Origin of the sequence: Domibacillus indicus (assembly GCF_000970685.1) — a bacterium.
In the GTDB taxonomy this organism is placed as follows: Bacteria; Bacillota; Bacilli; order Bacillales; family Domibacillaceae; genus Domibacillus; species Domibacillus indicus.
In genome coordinates, this window is the sequence record NZ_LAJB01000007.1 from 55,810 (window position 1) to 80,825 (window position 25,016).

Sequence of the window (25,016 nt, forward strand, 5' to 3'; positions counted from 1 at the left end):
TATTATATAAATTAAGATGCTTCCATCAGGAAACACATAGATGCTGAATTTTTAAAATTGAATAAAAGAATGAGACTGGAGCTGCTGCGGTGAATGTTTTATTTGATAATATCGAAACCACCCTGCTAAATATTCTTTTTATTTACTTTAGTTTGACTATGTATTACCAATTTCTTAAAAAGAAAACAAATAGATTGGCAGATACTTTAGTCATTATTTTAGTGTGTGGACTTTCGATAATTTTTTTTCAGACCTTTCCTATTATAACTATAAAGGATATTCCCATTGACTTTCGCCAGATTCCTTTCATTGCGGGGGCATTGTACGGAGGGCGTCGGGTTGCTGTTATATTAACCGGGATTTTACTGGCCTATCGATTTTTTGCAGGCCCTGACTTTATTACAGCCCTCTGTGTTTATTCACTGCTGCTTCTTTTATTATGTATCGTTATTCCTTTTTACAAAAGTACAGTGAATCTGAGAAAAAAAGCATGGATTTCTCTATGTATTTCTGTATTTTTTGTTTTACTTACCACAGCCTTGAATGCACTTTTTCTTCCGCTGGCCATTACCGGAGAAATTCTTCTGTATACTTTTGCTTTTTCAACCATTCAAGCGGCAGGAGTGCTGTTTTGTATACTTTTTATTGAAAAAGCAAAAAAGGATTTTATTCTTTCTAACGAAATCGCAAAGCTGGAAAAGCTAAAAACGGTCAGTACAATAGCCGCGAGTATATCACATGAGATTCGCAATCCTTTAACAGTTACAAAGGGCTTTCTTCAGCTGTTACGTGACTCTGGCCTCTCAGAGCAGGATAAAGAACATTATATTGTGATTTCACTCGAAGCATTAGAAAAAGCAGAATCCATTATTACTGATTATCTAACCTTTGCCAAGCCTTCGCTGGAAAATGTGAAGATGCTTGATCTGTTCAAGGAACTAACCAGCATTAAAAATTTTCTGGAACCCTATGCCGCTCTCAATAATGTGAAAATTGAAATGAGCCTGGAGAAAAACCTGTATGCAGCCGGGGAAAAAGATAAATTTAATCAATGTTTTATAAATATCGCAAAAAATGGAATTGAAGCTATGCCACAAGGTGGAAATTTAAAAATTAAGCTGAAACGCCTGAAAGAAATTGCTGTAATAACTGTAGAGGATACTGGAATCGGCATGAATAAGGAACAGCTTGAACGGTTAGGCAGCCCATTTTTTACAACAAAGGATATTGGAACCGGGCTCGGTACAATGGTGGTCTACAGCGTGGTGAAATCTATGGGTGGAGAAATCCATATTGAAAGCTGTCCGGGCAAAGGAACAAGCTTTGCCGTCTCTCTTCCAGCCGCTGAAGGAACAGCAGCAAACCACTCTTTCATTATGCGTCTTTAAAAAGATAAAAAAAGTTTTTGATATTTTCTTTCGAAAGTATAATTCGGACATATACGGCAAGGCATGTATTGTTTCAAAAAATTTAATGTTTGGAGATGAGTTTATATTCAAAAGATAAGTAAAGCTGTTATATATTTGTCTGTGGTGCTTCTTGGTGTCATCGCTTGCTTGTTACTTATCGTGAACCAGTTTGTAACAAACCATTCTACAGACGAAGGTCAATCAGTTACAGCTGAACCATCGGAAACTGTACCGAATGAGGAAAAGCAGTCCGCTGCCGCAGAACCGAAAACGGCGGTATCCGATAAAGAAAACAGCCAGGACAGCCCAATGGAAATGGGAAATAAAAAGGACGTTGAAGAAAAAACGGAAATCGGGAACAATCAAGAAGGATATATGGCTGATTGGTTTCAACAGACCAATTCACAAGAAAATGAGAAAACGGCTGCTTCTTCTAAAGGCGAGGTGACTGACCAGGAGAAATCAGATGAGTTGAACAGCGAAGATAAAGCGGCGGAAACAACTATGGAGCAATCAAATGAAGAAGCTGGTAAGCAGCAATCAATCATTTCGCCTGTTCCCCCAGTGGAACCAGAACAGCCTTCTTTTTCTGAAAAATAGCTCCTGGTTGGCTAAAAATAAAAAAATACGGCAGAGCCATTCCTGCTGGCGATACAAATTGTGTAAATGGTAATTTTTACAATGCATTTTATCAAGAAGCTAATGTTTTGCAAACTATTTTTGGGTAAATATTAATATAGTCTATCTTTTTAATAAAAAGTATCGCAGTGCATTTTTTCTTTATCTGCTGTATCAACAACTTGATAATAAAGCGCTGCAGATTATATAAATTGCAGGAAGAAGGTGTTTTTATGGGTTTTTGGAAAGGAGCTGCTTATATTGCCGGTGGAGCTGCCGCAGCTGCGGCAGCCCCCCTGGCTGCCAGTGCTATTGCGGCTTCCGCAGCGGGAATTGCTATTGCTGGGACTGCGGCGGCCGTGACTAGTTCAGCAGCCGCGGCCGGAACCATTGCCGCTGCGGCGGCCACAGCGGCAGGTGCTGCCGCGGCCGGGATCACTACTGCTGCTGGAACAGCTATCGCGGGAGCAGCTACAGCGGCAGGTGCTGCTGGTGCAGCAGGTGCTGTCACTTCGGCTGCCGGGACCATATCGGGAGCTGCTGCTGCGGCAGGAACAGCAGCAGCGAGTGCAGCAGGCGTTCTGGGAACCGCTGCGGGTGCTGTTGGAGCTGATATGATTATGAGTACAATTTCTCCCAGAGGAATCAGAAAAAAAGGGTTCAAAACAGCAGCACGCGGCGTAAAAGAAATATACAAATCCCGGGAAAATACTCGAGTCGGTAATGAAAATCAAAGTTAAGCAGAAAAGAAAAGCCGTGCCAGTACATTAACTGATACGGCTTTTCCATTGCTTAAGCTGCACTTTTATGAATCTGGATAAAGAGGTTTTTTCATCCATTGCATATCAGCAGTTATGCGCATTGCTGCTCGTTATCTTTCCTGTATAAACTTTACCACGTCATATCCGCACTTATTACAAACCATTAAATGAGGACAAATCTGGTCTTTTGCTGTATTGGGATATCCATCACCCATCTTTACCGTTTCTTCATCATTATAATGGCCATAAGGATCTAAAAAATCCGACACCTTGCCCGAGTCGTCTAATCGAGAATTACATGCCGGACAATATATTTCTAATACTTTTAATGAATTGCATAAAGGACACATTGCCATACGTTTCACTCCTTTCAGCTTTAAAATTTATTATCTATTATTTTCTGGATACTATGTAACATCATAAAAAGTTAAATCGTTCTGTTTTTTATACAGTTCAAGTTGAGGAAAGAATCTAAGATCGAATGCTCCATGACAGATGCTTAGTCAAATACGGTAAAACTTTTCCCTCGACAATAAGCCACAGCAGTATAGGTCCTTTCTCTTCAGCGGCAGCAGCCGCCTGGCACATTATCTAAAATGCCTTCACGCTCAATAGCAGTTCGGCCCTTAAACCTTTTACTATATCCTTCTTCAGCTAAGCATTTTCTTTCTTTAAAATAAAATTGATAAAAGGACATCGTTTTCTGTTTTATTTCTTATAAAACAAAAGTTTTAAAAGCTTGTCTATCGGGCATACTTTAAACAGGTGCATATTACGACTGCGGTACTTAACCAGATTTTCAAGACCTCATGGCACCTGTGAGGTCTTCCTTTTAAAATAGAGGTGTGAGAACCCAGGGTTGGTCCTGGCTTTTTAAATTTCTTTTTTCACCTAATCTAATTTAATCTCCGGTAATCCTTTAGCGTTTTTTCCCTGGACAGTGATTTGCTTCCTGCTCCTTTTTTTGTAAAAAAGCTGCAATTCCTCAAAAAAATCATTTCAATTTCGAGATAAACATTCTATAATTTGCCTAATATGTTTATTTGCATACAGGGGGAATACTATGACTTATGCCCAGGATACTTTTTGTGATTTGCTTGATCGCATTGAGCAGATTCGACAACTTATGATTACTTCTGGCCTGCAGTATGGTCTTAGCAGTCCTGAAACAGTACGATATAGCGAGCAGTTAGATGAGCTGATTCTTTGGTATCAGCTTCAGTGCTGAAGGAAGAGCAGCAAGTAAAAGTTACGTTCCTTTCAGCATTGATGTTTTTTCCGCCCTCTCAAGAAAAAGCCGTAAACGTTGAATCTTTAGAAGAATAATGATTCAGTAATTTTTTGTATAAATTTTCATTAGCCGGAGCATACTGATATTGTTAGTTTGAATACCCACTCCTACTTCAGTCGAAGTCATTCTTCAGCCAGATCCCCCTCTGGCTGTTTTTTTATAAAATCTCCGCATCGCTCATTCTTTGCAGCCTCCAGTTCTCATCAAAACTTTTCCCTTCTTTATTTAACTTTTTAAGCACATTAAATTTAAAATGCTAATTGTGAATTTCCGGGCTAACCGTTTATACATAAAAGTCCATATCCGAATACCTTAAAGTAACCCTTTAAAGGAGGCTTACGAGTGATTATGGATGAAACGTTGAAAGATCTTTTGGCCAAGGCTAACTTGTATGGCTTGCTGGCAAAAAAATATGAATATGTGGACCCGCAGAAGCACATGCATTTTTATCAAAAACACTTTCATCACGTAATGCGGGTTGAACAGCATTATATGATGCTTGAAGGACGCAGTCATGTTCCCACAAGGAATCCTAAAGGATGTGGATGCAATAGTGCTCCCCGGCTGATGCCTGAGGAACATAATAACGCTCCTCATATGATGCCCGAGGGCTATAACAATGCCCCTCACATGATGATGGCAGAGGGCTATAATAATGCTTCCCACATAATGCCCGGGCAGTTTCCAATGTATTAATTCTTTTAAGAAGTCGTTTTTACGGCTTCTTTTTAGGTAACAAACGATTTTTGCTTTTTCTTCTTTGCGACTGTTCCAGTACTTTACAACCTTTCTCAGGAGCCGAAATCCTTGGAAATTTGGCTTCATCTTCAACCTTGATAATGACCGAATTCTGGAGCACCTGATAAAAAGATGAATTGAGTTTTACTTGACCATGTAATAATTTGATCCTTCAAACAATAGGATTAGGTTATAACAATTGTTTGGAGGTACACCAAATGCTTACTGAAAAATTCGATCTAGAAACCCTTTATGAAGTAAGAAAAAAATTATATGAAATTCAAGAATGGTCTTTTGATCAAAAAAACGATCATCAGGAGCTCTATCATATCATTGATGGCCTATGCCGGGTTGCAAACATGTACAATGACGTTGTAGTACAAGCCATCAGGGATAATGAAATTTTCACAGCAGATCCTCAGCGTTACATTGAGAATAAGCTGAAAGCGTCGTATCACGCGTATGAAAATAAAAAAACTAATCAAAAGTCCTTTTACTAAGGGCTTTTGTTATTATGTTTTTAATCTGCACAAATTCTATCTATTAAACAGAGAACCGTATCAGCTTTATAGCTGATACGGTTCCTTTATGCTGCAATCTACTTTGATCTCATCAACGGCTTCTATGATAGATGAATAGTATGGTTTAGAAGAAAAACGTCTATAATCTCCGATTATATAAAATTCTTTCTTGGCACGAGTAACAGCTACGTTTATTAAATTTGGCTTAGAACATGACCAATTAGCTGCTCCATCACTGTTTTCATCTGTGCCGGTTACAAAGTATACAATATCCGCTTCTTTTCCTTGAAACGTATGCACCGTTCCGACAGATTTTTTTAGCCAGTTATTGATTTCTTCTTTAGAAATTTGTGCCTCTTTGAGTCGGCTCCGTAGTATTTTTTTAATGCCTTCCTTTACTGCTGTAAAAGGGGAAATAATATATACGTTAGGCGGCCGATCCGCATTCTCCCATAGCTTAGCAATGTGTTCGCCCACCAGTTCACCCTGTTCCTTTACAAATTGTCGATGTACTGCTGTGCCTTTACAATCATACCATGTACTTTTTCCTTTCTTTTTATCAGCCAATACCATTTTGTTATCATAAGCTATTTCATTTGCAATCATAAACATTGGATTTAAGCAGCGTCTGTGGACCCATAAAGGCGTTCCCATCCACTGGCCATTGGCAGCAAGCATGCCGTATGGATTTGCTTGATCTGCTAACATTTGAACGGATGTACTCCCACCAATATATCGATTATCAATATTTGAGTGCTTCCTTATATCTTCTAATATAGTCTGGTCAATCGTTACCACAGGTTCGATTTGTATTGGGTCGCCTACTACTATTGCTTTTTTAGATCTCCACAAAGCACCTGCCGCTTGCTGAGGACTTGCCTGGCCCGCTTCATCTATAAACAGGTAATCGATAAAGTCAGATTCTATCCCACGGTACATAGTATTAAAGCTTGCAAATGTTGTACTCAGTACTGGCGTTATCAAATGAACTATTTTCCACATATTCTCCAAGTAAGACCTATGTTTACTATCATTGAGATTTAGTTTTTTACGGCTGTTTAACAAACGAATAGTCGACTTAACCGCTTTAAAATTAAAGGCTAACATCAATTTATGCAGCTTCATCGCTTTTAGAAATAAAAGTCCTCTTTCAAAATTCAACTCATCCGTAAACCAAATTGTATTTAAATGCCGATACTCATACGCCTCCTGCGAATCAGACCAGTATCCCTCTTCAGGTATAACCAATCCCTGCTTTTTATAATAATCGTGCTGTTTTATGTAGTCAGTTAACGTTTTTCTTAAAACCTGGATATCTCTGTTTTTCTCTTCTATTTCGTTTTTTTTCTGAAAGAGTTTGCTTCCTTTATCCTTCAAATTCAAAAGAATGCCATTTAATTCTTCCTGTAATATGTTTTTTTCTTTATTTTTTTTGCCTATTAACTTTAAAAGAAATGATGGTTTAGGTAAATTATATATTTGCTGTTCAGTAAGTTGCTTTTGTTGTTCTAGATGGTTAATTTCATGTTCTATATTCGATTGTTCTTCTTTAAGTTTGTGTACCTGCGGCTCGAGTTCTTCTAATTGGGAATTCAAAGCTTGTACGGTCTTAAACTGCTCAACAAAATGCTGCAGCTGATTTTTCTTTAATTGAATTGATTTGTAAAGTTCTTGAAACTCTTTTACAGCATCCTGCCAATCTTTTAGCTTAACTTGCTCGCTGTCTTTTGCTAATTGAGCTAGAAAACTATATTGATCATCTTTTGCTCCTTGCAGCTTCCAACCAAAAGATGAAATGTTCTTTGATTTACCAAGAGCTCCTGAAAAGAGGCCCCAGGCATCCGTATCATTGCCTAGAAGATCTGCAGCTGCAGACGGGTACATAGATACTTCTTTCGCCTCTTTAGAATATAATTCTTCATAATTTTCAAATTTGCTTTTTCCCGCTGAACGTATAATTTGGTTTTCTTGAGGAAGCTCCTTTGAAATATTTTCAACTGCACCATTATTGCTTGAAGCAACAACCATTGAAAATTTACTCAAATTTGGATTCATAAAAAAAATGGGGTAATAATGACCGTCTAGATTAAGAGTCCCTTCTTTCTGAAAAGCATCAGCAGGATTCTTAAATTCCAACATTTTTTTTGCTCTTTGGACTACCAGATCAGCAAAAACATCTTTTAATAATGTAGTTTTCCCTGTTCCAGGCGGGCCATTTACAGAGCTGATTTTTTGATCATTATTTAGAATTTGATTGACAGCTACTTGTTGCATTAAGGACAAACGATGCTCGACAGGCGAAGGCCACCGGCCAGCAGGCATATACTTTGGCTGTAAGACCTCCTCAATATATGCAGGATTATGATTCAAATTAATGCGTGTATCTATATCTGCTCCTTCAATAAAACAACGGATTGTTTTATTTTCTCCTTTAGAGATTATATTTTGTAAATCATTAAGATAAAAGCTATTAAAATTTTGAGAGGTAAATTCCTTATCCTTCTCTTTGATTTCTATCTCCATATAATTCATTGTCGCATTATCAATTTTTTCAAAATAATGCCGGTATATTTTCTGAACCTCGTGTAAAGACTCCTTTGTCACTCCGTTGATAAATATATTACGTGCTTCTTCCTCAAACATTTTCAATTCGCCTTGAAAACGGTTCATAAGATCTTTATATTGAAAACTCCCGTTCTCGCTCATCAATTTTACTGCATACATAAGAAATGGAACGAATATAGAATCTTCCAGATAGTTCCCTTCACTGTCGACCGCGAAGGAAAAACTAAATAAAGTTGTTTTATCGTGATTAAAAATCTCTTCTTCAAATTTATAAATATCACGTATACGGCTAACAAGTTCATGCTGCTCAAAACAAGATAAATAGTAACGATATTGGACTTTAAAGCTATTTTTGTCCTTTAATTGATCCTTCCATGGAGATTCATCGAAAGCGACCAAACGTGTCCTAACCCTTTTTTTGTTATCTTCAAAATATTTACTTTCTACTATTTCATCTTTTCCGGACACTTCGCCAGGAGTTAATGACTCTATTAAATGCCAGGCCTGCAGTACTGTTTTTACTCCCATTCTTTAGTCTCCATCCCGTTCAATGATAGCAAGCTTATCATTTGCGACTTAATCATTGTCATTAAAACTCCTCCTAAAAAGTCATTTTTAATTTTGACATTCACGCGAATTTTATTGCTTTAAAACCTTTATATATTTCAAAATTCGACCATTTCACTTTAACAATTATATCTAATTTAATTATATTATTTAAAAAAAGGAATTGATATGGATTTATTTATCGATTAAAGGTTTTTGCCATAAGTCGAAGCAATGCTATCTTGCTCTTCCAGCCGGTATTACGTCACGCCGACAGGTAAATAACTTTCGATAACGCATGCAGCCTCACTCATATAGGCATTTCCTGGATCAGCCGGCTCTTTTTTTACAAACACTTCGAGCATACGGATGTATCCGGCATTGTACTGCTGTTCGTTTCTGACAACGTGTAAGAGTAATCACCAGTCTTTTTGCTTTTTGTGAGTGTTTCACCTGCGTTTAGCAGTGCAAAATATTGAGCCATTTCAACAAAATGACTGAATTGAGTGCATCCTGAGGTGCCCAAAACTCACGACGGCATGTGTATAATACATTTATTTTCTCTTTTCCAAGTTCAAGTTCATTAAGCTTGATTACTTTACGCCAAAGGAAAAAGACCGACTTGGCCGGTCTTCACTAAGTAATCTCTTTTCTAGTTAATATATATTTGTCAGCTAAATTAAAAGCTGTCAAACCTGTATAAGAGAAGCATCTATAGCATTAGAGAGCGTAGATACAACCGATACATTATCAAAGCCGAGACCCAGTTGGACGGCAGTCTGTGCGATTTCCGGTCTGATCCCTGAGAGAGTTGTTTTTACTCCGATTAAACTCAATGCATCGATAATTTGAAAAATTTGGTGGGCCACCATTGTATCAATCATGACGACACCAGACAAATCAATTAGAAGGTGATTTATTCTTTTGTCGGAGCATTGTTTCAAAGTTTTTTCAAGGATTAGTTTTGCTCGTGCTGTATCAATGTCACCTACTAATGGAAGCAATCCCACATTGCTATTAAGCTTTATGACTGGCGAGCTTAATTCATTAATCATCTCTTGTTGGCCTTCCAGTCTAACTGTTGAAGTCTTGTGATGCTCTTCCATAAACCAGGTTACCACCTCATCCATGGTATCCAGGATTTGTTGATTCAATAATTCGATAGTCTCTTCTGAATACTTTCCTTTGTTTAAAGAAACAAACTCTTTGATTAACTTTAAGTATTGATTTCGCAAATTAAAAAATTCTCTTGCTATAAAATGAACAGGTGTTGCTAAATGCTGTGCATCGTTTGCTAAATAGGTCAGCCACTCCTCAAGCCCCTCTTTGAACTTAGCTTCTTCCTCAATAAACATTTGGAAAAAACGACGGTGGAATTCATAATTTTGCGTTTTCAATAATTTAACATCTTCAAGGTTAGTACTGGTATAAACTCCAAACGATTCACTTTTATCTAAAGATTTATACCAATCCTCAGTCACTTCCCATGCTCTTTTCATTAGAAAGTCGCCTAACTCTTCATTTCTGTACACCATTATTCCTCCTATAGCTTCTCGAAAATTATCTGTTAACGTAAGGTTTATTTTAACCTAGCGGAGGAAAAGTATCTATTTTTCACTTCCTTCTATAGCTGGACCCTCAGCTCCTCTTTCTCCCCTTGCTTAATCCAAGTAAATCCTTATTCACCTCAAGAGATAGCACACAATGGCAATTCACACTCTTACTCGCAGTCAAAGAAGTATCACGTCGACGATCAGCTGCGCGACTGTTCACATCAAACGTTTCATCGCTGTCTATTTCTCCTCCATCCAGGTCGATATATACTTTGCGCAGATTGTTTTTCTTGCCGTGAGAATGCCGCCATCATTTTTTTCAACTGCTTTTATGTATAGCCTTTATGTTTACTTTTTCATTTTTCATTGCCGGCACCTTTATTATTGTTTTTAAGCAAAGATAAAACATCTCGTAGGATTCCTGTACTTTTTATAAGCTGTGTTAATTTTTAGTCGTGATAATTAAACAAAATAAAAGGAAACCAAGATACTAAGGTTTCCTTCAGCCTGATTTATTCAACAGAAGTGCAAATTTCAATGTAATGTCCATCTGGGTCTGCTATATAGGCAACTGTTTGTCCCCACGGCTTTGTATCAGGTTCCTTTAGGATTGTAACCCCTTGTTGACGCAGACTTTCAATTGTTGCTGCAACATCTTCCACAACAAATCCGACCTCAAATGTTTGTGCAGAAGCAGAACCTTCAGGAACATGTAAACCTGTTAACTCTTTCACATCCTTACGAGTATTAATTGATAAAGTTATGACACCTGTATCAAATTCAACATACGTATCTTGTTGCATCTTAACCGACAGTCCAAGAATCCCTTTATAAAAATTCATTGCTTTTTCAAAATCATTCACATACAAAATGACATATTTCATTACCGGGTTCATGGTTTCACTCTCCTTTTTATCTTTAACATTTCGATAAAAGGAGATAATTTCCTTCTTCATACATCATGAATTCGATGGCGCTATTATCTAGGCGAGGTGAATATCGTGGAAACGAAGCGGAAAATTGATTTAAGTATAGATTATAACATCCGAAAATATCGCATGCGTTCATTCAGTGCCTGTCAGTTCTTGGGTAAAGGATTTATTTATATTGTTATAACTTCTGGGATTTTTTCATCCTGCCAGCACGTCCGCTGGCAAGCGAAAAGCTTTGTGTACCTGAATAATCCAGGTAAGATCTAGTCGAGTATTGCTTTCTGCTAAGATAGTGACATAATACTCGGTTTTAATACAGCTTGCTTTTCCTCTAAATAACCTTACCTTCTCACTACTCAGAATTTTCCACATATACTATAGAAAGATATTGAGTTCAAAATTTCTCTGTTTTGAAAGGAGGATATCATATTGAAACCCCCTTATCCACGGAACACCCAGCAGGAAAGCTCTTCATCCACTTCCGAAACTACTCTGGCTAAGCTGGCTTTTATCGCTTCAGCCATTACAACACTTGGTGATGCTATAGCAACTTTTGCTGCAGCGCTTGCCCTAGAAGAACTATCTAATTCTAACTCAAACACCAATTCCAATTCTAGAAAACAAGTAAATTCAGAGTTAATTAATAAGAAATTAATAGATATGCAAAACCAAATTGATTATTTAACGAGAGAAATTTCAAAAAGGCAATAACCTTCCAATCCCAGCTATCCTGCATACGTTCCTGCTCTAATATATGGGCAGGAACAAGCTGTTTCCGGCCTTTTTCTAATTTCAAGACTCAAATCGGATAACTCATCCTTTTAATTCCAATGCATAATTGGTTCAAAAAGATACATACTAACTTTGCCATTTCGATGATTCCATATAAAACGGAAAGCCCTTTGAAAACACATACATTTAAACCTTTAAAAACCTAATAACCATAACGAAGACATTTTCACATGCTTTATAAGTAAGGCTTACTCATTGTATTTTGGGCGGAAATACTTTGAACCAAAGTGAAAATGCTGTTCATTGATATTGCTATATTGAGAGCTATGTTAGTGCTCTTTTTAAATAACTGCCTTCACGTCTAAACGGTGACGCTCTCTACAGATAACTTCAAGCACCTGATTGTTCTTCCAAATAAGTGTATCTTCACCGTGTTCCTTTGGTGTAACAATGAGCACATGTCCCTTTCTTGCGATGTAACCAGCCTCTTCCATAAGGCTGGTTTTTTCTGTCATCTTTTTCTCTTGCACTGGATTTTCTTTGATTCTGTAAGCTCCCAGTCTGTTAAAGTAAAAGTGCGAGTAATACTTTAAAGGCCCGGGCTTTTCCTCGGTTTTTTTATTTCCTGTATAAATTTTTATCATCTGGACCATACTGATACTGTTAGTCTGAATACCCATTCCTAATTCAGTCGAAGTCACTCTTCAGCCAGAGACCCCTCTGGCTGTTTTTTGTGCAAATTAGTGAACTCCTCAATCACTTCCTGCGCTTCTTACCTGCATCCTTATATTTTCTAAAGAATGAAAACAGTATAGCGATTTGCACCTTTAGTTTCTGAATAAAACTTCTTGAACGAATGCTCCTACATGATCAAACTTTTTCAAAAGAATAATTTCCAACTCGCTGTAGATAATAACCGAAGTAAAATTTTTTGAAAGGAGGAAAAAATGCATGCAGAATAAATACCGATTGACTGCTATGTCAGCTGTTTTTTCGTTGGGATTACTCTCAGCCTGCGCTGGAGGCGGGCAAGATGACAATGAGCCAGACGTAGAAGAAGAGCCTTCTGAACAGCAACAACAAAATAACGAAGAGCAGCAAGAGGATAAAGAGTAATGTTTGATTCAAATAAAAATGCATTTAACCTGGTCCTTTTTAAATCCCACTCTGTATAGGCGGGGTTTTAAAAGAATTTTCTTTCCCAAATTCTTGTTAAAGACTTTTAGCCTGCTGGTAAGGAGGGAGAACCCTCTCCCTCTTGATTCATCCACACCGTCCTGCTTGTCTTCCTGCTTCACGAGATAGCTCCTTATATCGATTTCTATCTCTTATCAAGGGTGTCCTGCCTTTTATTCATTTTTTAGATATAAGAATGATTTTCTTATATAAAATCAGTCAATAATCCGCATGTACTGCGCTTTGCTAAGATTTCCATTCAAGTTTGTTTCTTTAAATTTCGCAAATAAGAAGGCAGCTTTATCCGAATTTTTCATCACCATAAGCTTTTACTTCTTCTAGCATCCACTGTTGCTCAATTACTGCTCCACGATATGCCATTTTTTAATCCTCCCGTCAATTCTTCAAACCATTTCTTGTCTTTTGTCATAAGTGCTAGATCAATGAGCGTTGTTTTATCCTGTATATCATCTAGCAGTGTGCCCATAGGCTTCAGACGATGCTCCTCAAATAGCAAGCTCGTTGGCGATCCCCACATCATTTTGCCTTTTATAATTCTTCCGACTACCGCTAGCTCAATCTGACTACCGTAATAACCGATGCGACTGATATATCCGATGACTGTAAGGTCCCCAATTCTGGCTATTTTCCACTCTCCGATCTCCAAGGTTGTTTCCCCCTTTTTTAATAAGCAGAAGTATGAACCATATTAGGGGGTAAAAAGGCGTAAATTCCTGAACTTTCGTACACTACACGCAAAATTTTTAGGCTCTGTTATGTTTGCCTTATTTAAAAAAGTGAGACGTAAATAATACACGTGACTTCATCATTCAAAACTGCATTTCACTTCCTCTGTTGTTGCTGCATATAATAAATTTACCCAGACACCTTTTTGCACGTATTTAGAAACTTTTGAGGTAACGATTCCTGGTTGGAATAGCTGCTTTTTTATCTATTCATACACGTCAAAATTGTGTTGTTTTGCCCTGCAAATTTCGCTGCATATTCCTTTTAACTAAGATCAGCGTTTCCGCCTCTACTTCCCCTATTTGTATTTTATTACCGCTCCTTCATGCCCGTTCTCCTGCTCCAGAAGCTTTCTTTGGAACGAGAACCCCCGATATGATCTAATTTCTCTCGAAAATCGAAGACTGCCACCTCCCTTGTCCAAATTACCTATGAATCTTTCTAGTCGGAAAAACGTATAAAGAACCAAATCACTATTTGGAGACGATATTTTGAGTATGACTACCTGGGTTTTAATCGTTGTTTTTCTTATTGCAAATGTACTTATTATGGACGATATCCGAAAAAGAATAAATAAGTTAACAGAATTTATGAAGCCACCTTTTTGTACATAATATTTAATGGAAATACAGACTGGAATTTTATAAAATCTGTCTGTATAGTTACATATACTACAATTCGAAGGAGTGTTTCATTTGTTTCTAAAGCTTACAAAAGAGCAACAGCAGTTGATGATTTCTGATATCCAACTTTTCTTTTCTCAAGAAAGAGAGGAAGAAATAACGGAGTTTGCCGCGGAAAGAGTATTAGATTTCATTAAGGAGTCACTTGCTCCCCACTTCTACAATGCTGCTGTCTTGGATGTGAAACATGTAGTTGAACAGCAATTTTCCTCACTGGAAGATGAAATATTAACACTGGAACGCCCGATAAAAAGATAAAGAACTTTTCGAGAGTGAATTTGATAACAATTCACTCTTTTTAGCATGAGTCATCGATTGTTAAGGAATGCAATCTCTTCCGTACTGATTAAGCAGCTCCGTCCTGCCATCTTCCTTTTTTACGAGATAACTCTTCATACCAATCTCCAGCTTTTATCAAGGCTGCCTCACCTTTTATTCATTTTTTAGATATAAAATTGATTTTCTTGTATAAAATCAGTTTTAGTAGATCATAATGAGAATAGAATGTTAAATTTCATATTATGAAATAGTCTTAATCATTTTTTTGCAGCCGGGTCCTTCCCTGGCTGTTTTTTTATGCAAATTCCATCGCTTTTTAGCAGCCTCCAGCCCTTCTCCTGTTAAATCCTGGTACCGGGCTAACATATGCTCATCTGAAACGCCTTTCTCTTGGTAGCGCATGTATTGCGCTTTCCTATGATAATTGACTGTCCGCTTCACATATGGGGAGAGCTGGTTTCCTATTCGTTCCTCTGCTTCTCATACATAAGCTGGGCGTTTCGCTTCAAACTGCTTGTAATACTCAGCCATCTCTTCTGAAGTCCATTGCCGTTCAATTACTACTCCATGGTATGTCACTTAAGTTCTCCTTTTTGATGAATAAAATTGTTTATTTTTTATTAGACTGGGTATTTTAACTTCGATAAAATCACAATATTTATTTTTGTGGGGGTCTTCTTATTATGTCTTTAAACGAATTGATTTTATGGGTAATTCTAACGGCCTTGGAACTTATTCTTATTTATCCAATAATTTCAAGACTAATAAAATCACAATGGTTTACAACATCTCAATATAAACGTTCACAAAATACAAGCCGTAAACTCAAAGAGAAAGATACATTTCTTAATTAAAGCGCTTTTGGCGCTTTTTTTATTTTATTTTTGTTACTGCAACTTTTCTAAACGAACAGTTTCGATCAACTATTATTCGTCCATTATGTCGACAATCTGGCCAGAATTAATTTCAAGCTCTGTTGCCATTTTGGAGTATGAGTATGATTCACTCTCTAAACGGCGCTTCACATATTGAGAAGGCTTGAATACCCGGACTGTTAATTTTAAAGATCCTTCCAGAATCTGGGCTGATCGATGTTGAGAAGCATCGAGCATACTTCTTAAAGTCCTTTAATTTTTGTGAGTCGTATATTTGAATTTTGCCATAAAAGGCAGAAGCTTGCGGCCGCCTCTGTGCAGCTGACTCACCGTAAAATGGATCATTTCTGCTTTTTTCTCCTTTCCGTGCCAACGATCAAGATATGTAACCTTCCTGCTGCCTTGGCACATTCCAATACTGTTACTTCCTGCCGAATTACTTATTCCAAAGTATTTTTTTAAAATCTATGCATATTTTCTAAACTTTTGAGTAGGGATATTATAATTCTAGTTTTTTATCTTTCTTCATATCTTTCTCAAAAGCACTAAAACTTTCATACTCATATGCACTGCAGCCAGGTTAAAATATTCTACAAAGGAGAAACCTCTATGCTGGAAATAGCTGTTATTTTATCCAAGGAACTGACTCGATTATTAGACGATTACTATAGCTGTAATGATCCGAATCTTAGAGCGCTAATTCATAGTGATATTCAACTTTTGAGCAAAGCGCTGATGCACTGTGAACTGCCAGTATAGAAAATAGATTAAATATTATTTATTAGTTTTTAATAATGAATTTTGCACAATGTTTATTATGTTTTATATAAGACTGTGTTAGTTTAATTCCATTTCCTTTTTCTGTAATTATTGCTGTTCACCATTGAGGAATCGAACATCGCCAGCTGCCTGCTGCGTATTGAGGTTGACTTCAACGACGTTTTCACATAATTTGAAAAGTCTTTAAAAAGCATGGAATTAGAATAGTTTATTTACTCCTTTTCCCGATACTTTTCTTTAGAAATAGAAAAAAGGACGACTCTCTCCAGTCTTGAAATGAACGTTTGCTGCTGGCTCATATTGCTGCTTTGTCGCTTTTAGCTGTGCGGAATAAAACTGATCGAATTGATTTGCTTCATTCCAAATAGCCTCGAATGCTTTATTTCTTGGGGATCAATAACTGATCCTTTTCTGTTGAAACAAATGCGGCATAAAAACCTAGTAGTTTATAAATACAAATTTAAAGCAAAAGCCGTACCAGTTTAATCACTGATACGGCTCTTGCTTATTGGCAGGCTTGAGCTGCTGCTCTTTCGTATGCTAACTGATACTTTGCTCATTTCTTGAGCCGGAGTTTATAGAAGTCCGGCTCACTTGCATCTTTAGCAATGTTTTTTAACGCCTCCATATCTTCATACACGGATATCACTCGTCCCGCATATTCATTAAGCTCACCTGCTGCCATGTAATAGGCAAGCTGTGGAGCCTGGTACGGCAGTACATCAATATTTTGCTTAAACAAATCCTCTATTTCACTTAAATAACGCCGGCCATCTTCACTGTTTCGCTGATATCGAGTCATATCCGTATCATTCAAGCCTGGATCTAATGCAAATACTTTAACAGGTGTTTCCATTAATTCTTCAGTTACGTTTTCTGTTAACCGTGCAACACCTGTTTTAGACGTTCCATATCCACTTCCATATTTAAACGCTCCTGCCGTTCCGCCGCCAACAACATTGATAACGCTTCCATAATCCTGGTTGATCATGACCGGCACTACCGTCTGGATACAGTGAAACGTTCCGAATAAGTTAGTCGTTATATCATTTATCCAATCTTCTTGCTTAACTTCCCAGGTAGGTCCTATTGCTTTAAATGCACCCGCATTATTAATCCAGACATCAATACGTCCATATTTCTCCATTATCTTTTCCACTGCCTGCTGAATCTCTGCTGGCTGCGTTACATCCATTGATATCATCGAATGTTCAGGTGAATACTTTTCAAGCTCAGTTTTTACTTCTTTTAATTTTTCGAAATCGCGCCCTGTTCCAATCACTGTATATCCCTTTTCTGCAAAAAACAAAGCAGTGTTGCGGCCGATTCCTCTCGTTGCACCTGTTACCACTGCTATTTGTTTGTATTCCATTGAAAGTACCTCCGTTTCTAACAGTTCATATGTGGCGAATCTGGCTCAATTTGCATAAATTCAATTCGATTTCCATCAGGGTCTTTAATCCAGCATTGATAATTATTGTCTTTTCCCCTGGTTGGTTCAACATCCAGGATTATCCCTTCAGCCTTCAAATGGTATGCTATTTCGTTTATATCATTCACCTCTAAACACAAATGATTAAAACCGATTTGATGACTTCTTTCTTGTGGTTTGTTTTGCCCGCCATAAAATAACTCAATGAATTGCCCTGGAGCTACTTTAACGTATTCAATCCAGGGTCGATTCTCATCGTCACGAATTTCAAAAACCCTTTCAAAACCTAGAATGTCGCAGTAGAATTGAAGTGATTTATCCATGTTTTGAACGGTTAATGCCAGATGCCCAATTCCTTTAATCAAAGGTATCTCTCCATTCTTCGCCTAATACTTAGGCTTTTTTAAACCGGGTGGATAAAGCTAGAATCAATTCGATCCGGCCTTGTATTTCAACTGGAACAACTGCTTCTATTATTTTATCATTCTGTTCTACCCGGCCTGGCTTACATTACCTCCATTATGTGATATTAATGGATCTATACGTATTGTAGTAAAAGGGATAAAACAAAAAAAGTACTGAATTTATTTATAGATACTTACCATCACTTTAGTTACTGACTAACCATGCCAGTTCTGTCTGGCTCTTGTCAATCGAGTCGATTGATAACTACGTTTCTCACTAATTTACCGAGCATTTTCATATGAGCGTGTTGGATTTCTGCTATTTGCCCGTATATTCACCGTTGTCTATTCCAAACAGGCAGGCAGCTGCTCTTTTGCTGTTGAGCCAGAAGTTCCGTAAACGGTATTTCCTGCCTCTAAGGCATATCTGTCAGAGAATATAAGTTTGGCTTTTCCGTATACAAACTAGCTATTAACTTTAAAGACTAAACTATCATAGTAGCAAAGAACCTAGATTTAAAGAAAAAGGACAAGCTGTTTGCAGATACAAAGCGTGATAATTCTTTCCGTATTATGCAAGTCGTTAACACGATTCTTCAAGACCCTTTTAAACATCAGAATCAGAATAAAGCAGCCCTTGGTGAGTTGCATCATCACGACTTTTCCGGAATGATGGAAACAAGCACCTTATAAACAAAAGTCTTAATGGCTTCTATCAAAATCTCTTTAAAGGGATTTTTTCGTTTTCCTTCTCTCCGCTTTTTTGCGAACCGTTTCGGTCTTCTACTGAGGAGGGAGAGAACCCCTCCCTATTGATTAAGCCGCACCGTCCTGCTCGTCTTCCTTTTTACGAGATATAACTCTTCATACCAATCTTCAACTCCTATCCAGGCTCTCCCGCTTTCCACTCAACCTTTTTCTTTTTCCTAAATTCAAAAAATAATGATTCTTTTTCTTTTTACTGGGTAAATGAGTAATTCAACAAACAATTTTTTAAAAGTTTCACGATTTTTTATTTTTGTGACAGTCACTTTTTAATCTACTCTTGAATCTTTAATAAAACTGTCACGCCTGCTATTTAATTTGGACGAACTATTTTGTTTATGAATCTACTAGTTTAAAAGTTTTCGCTTAGCCAGACATAAGAATACCCGAATACTTGCAAGGAGCTGATACTGTGAGCTATCCCTTGTTTTTATGGATTTTTATGTTCTTCCTTTTTTCAACTGTTATCACTTTCAGCTACTTTTGGGCGAAAAGAGACTAAGCTGTTATGGAGTAAACAGAAAGTGGGGAAGCTCCCTATTTCGATTAAGCAGCTCCGTTCTGCCCATTTTCGTCTTTCTGTGAATGTTGGTTCGTTCCTTCTTGTTTAGAATCGGTCTGCTCAGCTTCTGCAGCTAGTTTAATATCATGGCCCCCTTCCTCATCCTGCGGATATAAATCCGGGCCTATAGCGCGAAAAAACATACCAGTTTCCATGTTTCTATCTATCTTAGATACATATGCGATCGAGCCCACTCTATCTCTAGATATTAGAACACGATAAACATTTTTTACGGTTTGTCGGGATTTTGATATCGACTCGTAGGCCTTATTACCCAATTACCGTTGTTTTACTCGTTATTAGCAATCGATATATCCTGTTAATAAAAGTTATGAGCACCCGTTCCCGCCGGAATAAGATTACCAACAATCACATTCTCTTTCAAACCGAGCAATTCGTCACGTTTCCCTTTGATTGCTGCCTCTATAAGAACATCAGTCGTCTCCTGGAATGAAGCGGCTGACAAGAAAGAATCCGTTTCAAGCGATGCTTTTGTAATACCAAGCAGAATAGAGCGTCCCGTTGCCGGTGTGCCGCCTTCGAGAAGCACTTTTTCGTTCAGATCGCGGAATTGATGAATTTCAAGCAGGCTGCCTGGAAGAATGTCTGTATCGCCTGCTTCAAGAACACGCACTTTACGAAACATTTGGCGTATTATTACCTCAACATGCTTATCATCAATTTCTACCCCTTGCATACGGTACACTTTTTGAACTTCACGTAATAAGTATTCTTGTGCAGAGATGACTCCTTTAATTTTCAAATATTCTTTCGGATCAATGGAGCCTTCTGTTAGTTCTTGACCACGGACTACTTGATCATTGACTGTTACTTTTAAGCGCGCTGTGTATGGAGCAGTATATGTACGTGTTTCCATATCGCTTGCCACCACGATTTCCTGCTGAATGTCAGGGCCTTCATTAACCGCCACAATAGTGCCATTGATTTCTGAAATGATCGCCTGGCCTTCTGGATTCCGCGCTTCGAAAATCTCCTGGATACGCGGAAGACCTTGTGTGATATTGTTTTTTGCTACACCGCCCGTATGGAATACACGCATGGTAAGCTGTGTGCCCGGCTCCCCGATTGACTGAGCAGCAAGGACACCAACCGCTTCGCCAATTTCAATCTCTTCATCGGTCGCTAAATCAAGCCCATAACATTTTTGACATACACCATAGCGCGTATTGCATGTAAGAACAGAGCGAATCCATACCTTATCTACTCCAGCCCCCACAATAATCTTTGATGTTTCTTTCGTGATTAATTCATTTTCCCCAACGATGACCTTACTCGTTTCTGGATGTCGAATTGATTTTCTTGCATAACGACCAGTTAAACGATCCTCCAGGTGCTCAATAACGTCTGTGCCATCTCTAAGTGACGAAACCAGTATCCCACGATCAGTTCCACAATCATCTTCACGAATAATCACATCTTGAGCAACGTCTACTAGACGACGTGTTAAATAACCGTACTCTGCTGTTTTCAAGGCTCTATCAGCAAGACCTCTGCGAGCACCATACGTTGACACGAAGTACTCCGATACCGTCAATCCCCTATGAAAGTTTGATTTAATTGGCGATTCTATCACTCCGCCAGACGGGTTAACCATGAGACCACGCATACCTAAAAGCTGATTGAGATTTGAAAAGTTACTACGGGCACCAGAATCACTCATCATGAAGATTGGATTATGGCGGTCAAGGGACTCTGTTAATTTACTTTCCATAACATCTTGTGCCTCACTCCAAATCGCAACAACATTATCATAACGCTCGTCTGCTGTGATTAAACCGCGTCTAAATTGCTTTAATATGCTATCTACTTTAACTTGAGCATCTCTTACAATTTGTTCTTTGCCCCTTAAAACTGCCATGTCCTTTACACCAAATGTAATACCAGCCTTAGTAGAGTACTTAAAACCTAAATCTTTTATACAGTCAAGTATTCTTGATGTCTCCGCAGTTTTAAAACGTTTGAATACCTCAGTGATAATATCTTCGAGGAATTTTTTCTTAAGAGGCTCAATGATTGCCTGGCTCTTAATAAACTCCTTCACATGCACACCTTTATCCATAAAATATTTCTCAGGCGTTCCGACTTGGATATTTTGCTGGGTTGGTTCATTAATGTATGGAAATGACTTCGGTAAAATTTCATTAAAGATTAGTTTACCTACTGATGTCACTAATAATTTTTGGTTTTGCTCTTCTGAAAACGTTTCGTTATGTAAAGATCCTGCATATATAGCCACGCGTGCATGCAAGTGTACATATTCATTTTGGTACGCGAGCAACGCTTCATCTGTATCTTTAAAGACCATACCTTCCCCAGCAGCACCTTCACGCTCTAATGTTAAGTAGTAGTTGCCCAGTACCATATCCTGTGAAGGGGCAAAAGCTATGTTTCCATTTTGTGGACTCTTTAGATTTCGAGTGGCCATCATCAAAATACGCGCTTCTGCTTGTGCTTTCGCAGAAAGTGGTACATGAACCGCCATTTGATCTCCATCAAAGTCTGCGTTGTATGCGGCGCATACTAACGGATGCAAACGAATGGCACGTCCTTCTGCCAAGACAGGTTCAAACGCCTGGATGCCGAGACGATAAAGTGTCGGTGCGCGGTTCAGCAAGACTGGATGCTCTCCGATAATTTCTTCAAGCACATTCCAAACATCAAACTGATCATATTCAACAGACTGAACACGTTCAATTTTTCGTTTTGCACTTTTAATATCATGTGCGAGACCGCGTTCTACAAGCTCTTTCATAATAAAAGGCTTGAAAAGTTCCAGTGCCATTTCTTTCGGAAGTCCACATTGATGGATTTTTAAGTTTGGACCAACGACGATAACAGAACGCCCTGAATAGTCAACCCGTTTTCCGAGCAAGTTTTGACGGAAACGCCCTTCTTTCCCTTTCAGCATATGAGAAAGTGATTTTAACGGCCGCTCTTGAGGACCTGTAACCGGACGACCACGACGGCCATTGTCGAGTAAAGCATCTACTGTCTCTTGCAGCATGCGTTTTTCATTTTGGACAATAACACTTGGAGCGCCAAGATCCATAAGCCTCTTCAAACGATTATTCCGGTTAATAACACGGCGGTACAAGTCATTCAAGTCAGATGTCGCGAAACGGCCGCCATCAAGCTGGACCATGGGGCGAAGTTCCGGAGGAATAACCGGAAGAACGTCAAGAATCATCCAATCCGGACGGTTACTGGAATGGCGGAAGGCTCGAATCACTTCAAGTCGCTTGATCACACGTGTACGACGCTGGCCCTGTGCTGACTTTAGCTTTTCTTTCAACTGTTCTATTTCTTTCTCAAGATCGGTGTCCTGAAGAAGCTGTTTAATCGCTTCTGCCCCTATAGAAGCTTGGAACTTACTTCCGTACCTGTCACGGTATGTAAGGAATTCTTTTTCGGAAAGAAGCTGTTTTTTCTTGAGAGATGTGTCACCAGACTCAGTAACAACGTACGAGTCAAAGTAAATAACTTCTTCCAATGCACGCGGTGACATATCCAAAACAAGACCCATTCGGCTTGGAATTCCTTTAAAATACCAAATGTGTGACACAGGAGCAGCCAATTCGATGTGTCCCATGCGCTCACGGCGTACTTTTGCTTCTGTTACTTCAACGCCGCATCGATCACACACAACCCCTTTGTAACGAACACGCTTATATTTACCGCAATAACATTCCCAATCTTTTACCGGACCAAAAATACGCTCACAGAATAATCCATCTGCTTCTGGCTTTAATGTACGATAGTTAATTGTTTCTGGCTTTTTAACTTCACCATAAGACCAAGAACGGATTTTATCAGGTGAAGCAAGGGTTAATTTAATAGAACTAATCAAACTTTTAGTTTTGCCTGTTTTAACTTCCAGTCCTGATCCAGTGTCTTTTTCGTTAACAACGGAAGGTCTGTTTCTTGAAGAAAATAGGTATTCTGCTTTTCCTATGTCTTCCTTTCTAACCCTGGTTGCTTCTTCCTCTCTGGCTTTTGCTTCTGCTTCTTTAATCCGGAGCGCTTCTTCTTCTCTAGCTTTTGCTTCTGCTTTCTTAATCCGGAGCGCTTCCTCTTCTCTGGCTTTTGCTTCTGCTTTCTTAATCCGGAGCGCTTCCTCTTCTCTGGCTTTTGCTTCTGCTTTCTTAATCCGGAGCGCTTCTTCTCTGGCTCTCGCTTCTGCTTCTTTGATTCTGAGTGCTTCTTCCTCTCTAGCTTTTGCTTCTTTAGCCTTGAATGTTGCTTCAAGTCTAGCTGCTACTTCTTCTCCATTTGAAATTTTATCCTGATAACCATTTTGTAATTCCCAAGCCTCTTCTCTACGTTTTCTCTTATTTTCAAGGGACTCTATCGTAATATTCTCAGTACTTCTAGTACTACCATTTTTGGAAGTGTCTAAATTTGTATGGACAATTCTTTTCTCTATTCCAGTTTTATAATCTGTATTTTCATTATTGTTATCATGATTGAATTCTTGATTATTTCTATCTACGTTTTCGTTGTTAAAAATATTCTTCAGAAGCTTTTTTATAAAAGCCATTTCGTCTCCCCCTCTTGTAAAACAAATTCGGAAATATATGACGCTTTTTTATATCCTCAAAAAAATAATTCCTTTTTCTGATGCCAACTCATATATCTCCGCTTACCTTCGTCCATCTCAATTTCAAATTTTGCTACCTTCATCCTTTCAACCAATTAACAATCCAGTTCTTTTTACATGTATTTTAGATCGAAATATCACTAATTTAATTATATAATTAGTAAATTTGAAATAAAATTATTTTATTTATCGTATTTTTCCGATAGAAAAGGTGGTAAAATGCCTTTTTTTGTAGGAAAATAAGGTAAAAAATGTTATTTTATTAAAAAAGGAGAATAACCGTGTTACAGAAGAAATTCTTAAAGCCTTTTGCCGCGTCCCTTTTGTTTTTCTCATTGCTTGCAGGATCTTTCACACCGACTTTCAATAACGAGCCAACCCAAATAGCTGAAGCTGCCTTGCCTAAAACAGCCACTAAAGTGACTGTTAATGAGGTGGTTGATGGTGATACCGTTAAAGTTACTTATAACGGTAAAGTCGAAACCGTTTGTGTGATCTTGATTGATACACTAGAAACAAAACACCCTGACAAATGTGTTCAGTTGTATGGCCCTGAAGCTACTGCTTACACAAAGAAGTACTTATTAGATAAAAGCAAAACTGTCAGCATTGAGCTTGGTGTTCAACAACGTGATAAATACGGCCGCCTTCTCACCTATGTGTATATAAATGAAACTATGTTCAAAAAATTATTGCTGCAGAATGGTCTCGCTCGTATTGCCGTTTATCCACCAAATACACAATATCTTGATGAATTGAAAGCTGTTGAAGCGAAAGCAAAGAGCGGAATCTGGTCTAGCAAAAATGCAACAAATGGTGGCTGTGTCCCAACAAAGAAGCCAGCGCCGGCTCCAAAGCCTGTTCCAAAATCAGCGCCTAAACCGGCTCCGGCTCCTACAAAAGAGTCGTTTTAAGAACTGCACAGAGCTGCGTAAAAAATACCCAAACGGGGGTTAAGAAAGTCCCTCCTGCTTACGAGGTGAAGCATGACCGTGATAAAGATGGCTGGGCTTGTGAAAGATAGGAATA

At 38.3% G+C, this 25,016-nt stretch carries 23 protein-coding genes; 11 read left to right on the forward strand and 12 right to left on the reverse strand.

Annotated features, from left to right (window positions below; all coding sequences use genetic code 11):
• Positions 1–89 precede the first annotated feature (89 nt).
• The 6 genes from VP98_RS08450 to VP98_RS08475 all read left to right on the forward strand — a co-directional run bounded on the left by VP98_RS08450 (position 90) and on the right by VP98_RS08475 (position 5,317).
• Positions 90–1,388 (forward strand): ATP-binding protein, encoded by a 1,299-nt coding sequence (locus VP98_RS08450; protein WP_046174948.1) that lies wholly within the window; start codon positions 90–92, stop codon positions 1,386–1,388.
• A 135-nt stretch (positions 1,389–1,523) separates the two neighbouring features.
• Complete coding sequence (locus tag VP98_RS08455; protein WP_156151350.1) at positions 1,524–2,009, forward strand: hypothetical protein; 486 nt, start codon at positions 1,524–1,526, stop codon at positions 2,007–2,009.
• A gap of 251 nt (positions 2,010–2,260) precedes the next feature.
• The gene (locus tag VP98_RS08460) at positions 2,261–2,767 is read left to right on the forward strand and encodes a hypothetical protein (protein WP_046174950.1); all 507 of its coding nucleotides are present in this window, start codon (positions 2,261–2,263) and stop codon (positions 2,765–2,767) included.
• Positions 2,768–3,851: 1,084 nt separating this feature from the next.
• A complete protein-coding gene (locus VP98_RS19335; protein ID WP_082087897.1) occupies positions 3,852–4,016 on the forward strand; it encodes an aspartyl-phosphate phosphatase Spo0E family protein in 165 nt (54 codons plus the stop codon).
• Between the two features lie 405 nt (positions 4,017–4,421).
• Entirely contained in the window at positions 4,422–4,775 is a 354-nt protein-coding gene (locus VP98_RS08470; protein ID WP_046174952.1) for a hypothetical protein, read from the forward strand.
• 260 nt (positions 4,776–5,035) lie between these two features.
• On the forward strand, positions 5,036–5,317 hold the full coding sequence (locus VP98_RS08475; protein ID WP_046174953.1) for a hypothetical protein: 282 nt from the start codon (positions 5,036–5,038) through the stop codon (positions 5,315–5,317).
• Between the two features lie 66 nt (positions 5,318–5,383).
• Here VP98_RS08475 and VP98_RS08480 read toward each other — a convergent pair whose 3' ends face one another.
• The 4 genes from VP98_RS08480 to VP98_RS08490 all read right to left on the reverse strand — a co-directional run bounded on the left by VP98_RS08480 (position 5,384) and on the right by VP98_RS08490 (position 10,898).
• Positions 5,384–8,431 carry a DEAD/DEAH box helicase gene (locus tag VP98_RS08480; RefSeq protein ID WP_046174954.1) on the reverse strand — a complete coding sequence of 1,016 codons (3,048 nt, stop codon included), beginning with the start codon at positions 8,429–8,431 and terminating at the stop codon, positions 5,384–5,386.
• Positions 8,432–8,795: 364 nt separating this feature from the next.
• Entirely contained in the window at positions 8,796–8,933 is a 138-nt protein-coding gene (locus VP98_RS19440) for a DUF3199 family protein (protein WP_082087898.1), read from the reverse strand.
• A gap of 205 nt (positions 8,934–9,138) precedes the next feature.
• Positions 9,139–9,981 carry an STAS domain-containing protein gene (locus tag VP98_RS08485; protein ID WP_046175462.1) on the reverse strand — a complete coding sequence of 281 codons (843 nt, stop codon included), beginning with the start codon at positions 9,979–9,981 and terminating at the stop codon, positions 9,139–9,141.
• Positions 9,982–10,514: 533 nt separating this feature from the next.
• Positions 10,515–10,898 (reverse strand): VOC family protein, encoded by a 384-nt coding sequence (locus tag VP98_RS08490; RefSeq protein ID WP_046174955.1) that lies wholly within the window; start codon positions 10,896–10,898, stop codon positions 10,515–10,517.
• Between the two features lie 465 nt (positions 10,899–11,363).
• Between VP98_RS08490 and VP98_RS08500 the strand changes: the two genes are divergently transcribed.
• On the forward strand, positions 11,364–11,645 hold the full coding sequence (locus VP98_RS08500) for a hypothetical protein (RefSeq protein ID WP_046174957.1): 282 nt from the start codon (positions 11,364–11,366) through the stop codon (positions 11,643–11,645).
• A gap of 362 nt (positions 11,646–12,007) precedes the next feature.
• On the opposite strand, the gene VP98_RS08505 is transcribed toward VP98_RS08500, so the two are convergent.
• The gene (locus VP98_RS08505) at positions 12,008–12,367 is read right to left on the reverse strand and encodes a hypothetical protein (protein ID WP_156151351.1); all 360 of its coding nucleotides are present in this window, start codon (positions 12,365–12,367) and stop codon (positions 12,008–12,010) included.
• 250 nt (positions 12,368–12,617) lie between these two features.
• Between VP98_RS08505 and VP98_RS19090 the strand changes: the two genes are divergently transcribed.
• A complete protein-coding gene (locus VP98_RS19090) occupies positions 12,618–12,782 on the forward strand; it encodes a hypothetical protein (RefSeq protein WP_197076575.1) in 165 nt (54 codons plus the stop codon).
• Between the two features lie 415 nt (positions 12,783–13,197).
• Here the strand turns inward: VP98_RS19090 and VP98_RS08510 are convergent, their stop codons facing one another.
• The gene (locus VP98_RS08510; RefSeq protein WP_046174959.1) at positions 13,198–13,509 is read right to left on the reverse strand and encodes an IDEAL domain-containing protein; all 312 of its coding nucleotides are present in this window, start codon (positions 13,507–13,509) and stop codon (positions 13,198–13,200) included.
• Between the two features lie 775 nt (positions 13,510–14,284).
• Here VP98_RS08510 and VP98_RS08515 point away from each other — a divergent pair.
• Positions 14,285–14,530 carry a DUF2164 domain-containing protein gene (locus VP98_RS08515; protein WP_046174960.1) on the forward strand — a complete coding sequence of 82 codons (246 nt, stop codon included), beginning with the start codon at positions 14,285–14,287 and terminating at the stop codon, positions 14,528–14,530.
• 261 nt (positions 14,531–14,791) lie between these two features.
• On the opposite strand, the gene VP98_RS18850 is transcribed toward VP98_RS08515, so the two are convergent.
• From VP98_RS18850 to rpoC, 6 genes are all read right to left on the reverse strand, one after another.
• Positions 14,792–14,953, reverse strand: a complete 162-nt coding sequence (locus VP98_RS18850) for a hypothetical protein (RefSeq protein ID WP_156151352.1) — start codon at positions 14,951–14,953, stop codon at positions 14,792–14,794.
• Positions 14,954–15,477: 524 nt separating this feature from the next.
• A complete protein-coding gene (locus tag VP98_RS08520) occupies positions 15,478–15,663 on the reverse strand; it encodes a hypothetical protein (RefSeq protein WP_046174961.1) in 186 nt (61 codons plus the stop codon).
• A gap of 1,099 nt (positions 15,664–16,762) precedes the next feature.
• Positions 16,763–17,578, reverse strand: a complete 816-nt coding sequence (locus tag VP98_RS08525; protein ID WP_046174962.1) for an SDR family oxidoreductase — start codon at positions 17,576–17,578, stop codon at positions 16,763–16,765.
• 17 nt (positions 17,579–17,595) lie between these two features.
• A complete protein-coding gene (locus VP98_RS08530; protein WP_046174963.1) occupies positions 17,596–18,003 on the reverse strand; it encodes a VOC family protein in 408 nt (135 codons plus the stop codon).
• Positions 18,004–19,353: 1,350 nt separating this feature from the next.
• Complete coding sequence (locus VP98_RS18855; protein ID WP_156151353.1) at positions 19,354–19,524, reverse strand: hypothetical protein; 171 nt, start codon at positions 19,522–19,524, stop codon at positions 19,354–19,356.
• Positions 19,525–19,688: 164 nt separating this feature from the next.
• Complete coding sequence (gene rpoC, locus VP98_RS08535; protein WP_231584149.1) at positions 19,689–23,927, reverse strand: DNA-directed RNA polymerase subunit beta'; 4,239 nt, start codon at positions 23,925–23,927, stop codon at positions 19,689–19,691.
• A gap of 341 nt (positions 23,928–24,268) precedes the next feature.
• Here rpoC and VP98_RS08540 point away from each other — a divergent pair, with 341 nt between their 5' ends.
• Together VP98_RS08540 and VP98_RS19240 are read left to right on the forward strand one after the other, a co-directional pair.
• Entirely contained in the window at positions 24,269–24,901 is a 633-nt protein-coding gene (locus VP98_RS08540; protein ID WP_052712195.1) for a thermonuclease family protein, read from the forward strand.
• A 65-nt stretch (positions 24,902–24,966) separates the two neighbouring features.
• Complete coding sequence (locus VP98_RS19240; RefSeq protein ID WP_331428620.1) at positions 24,967–25,011, forward strand: excalibur calcium-binding domain-containing protein; 45 nt, start codon at positions 24,967–24,969, stop codon at positions 25,009–25,011.
• The last annotated feature ends 5 nt before the right edge of the window (positions 25,012–25,016 follow it).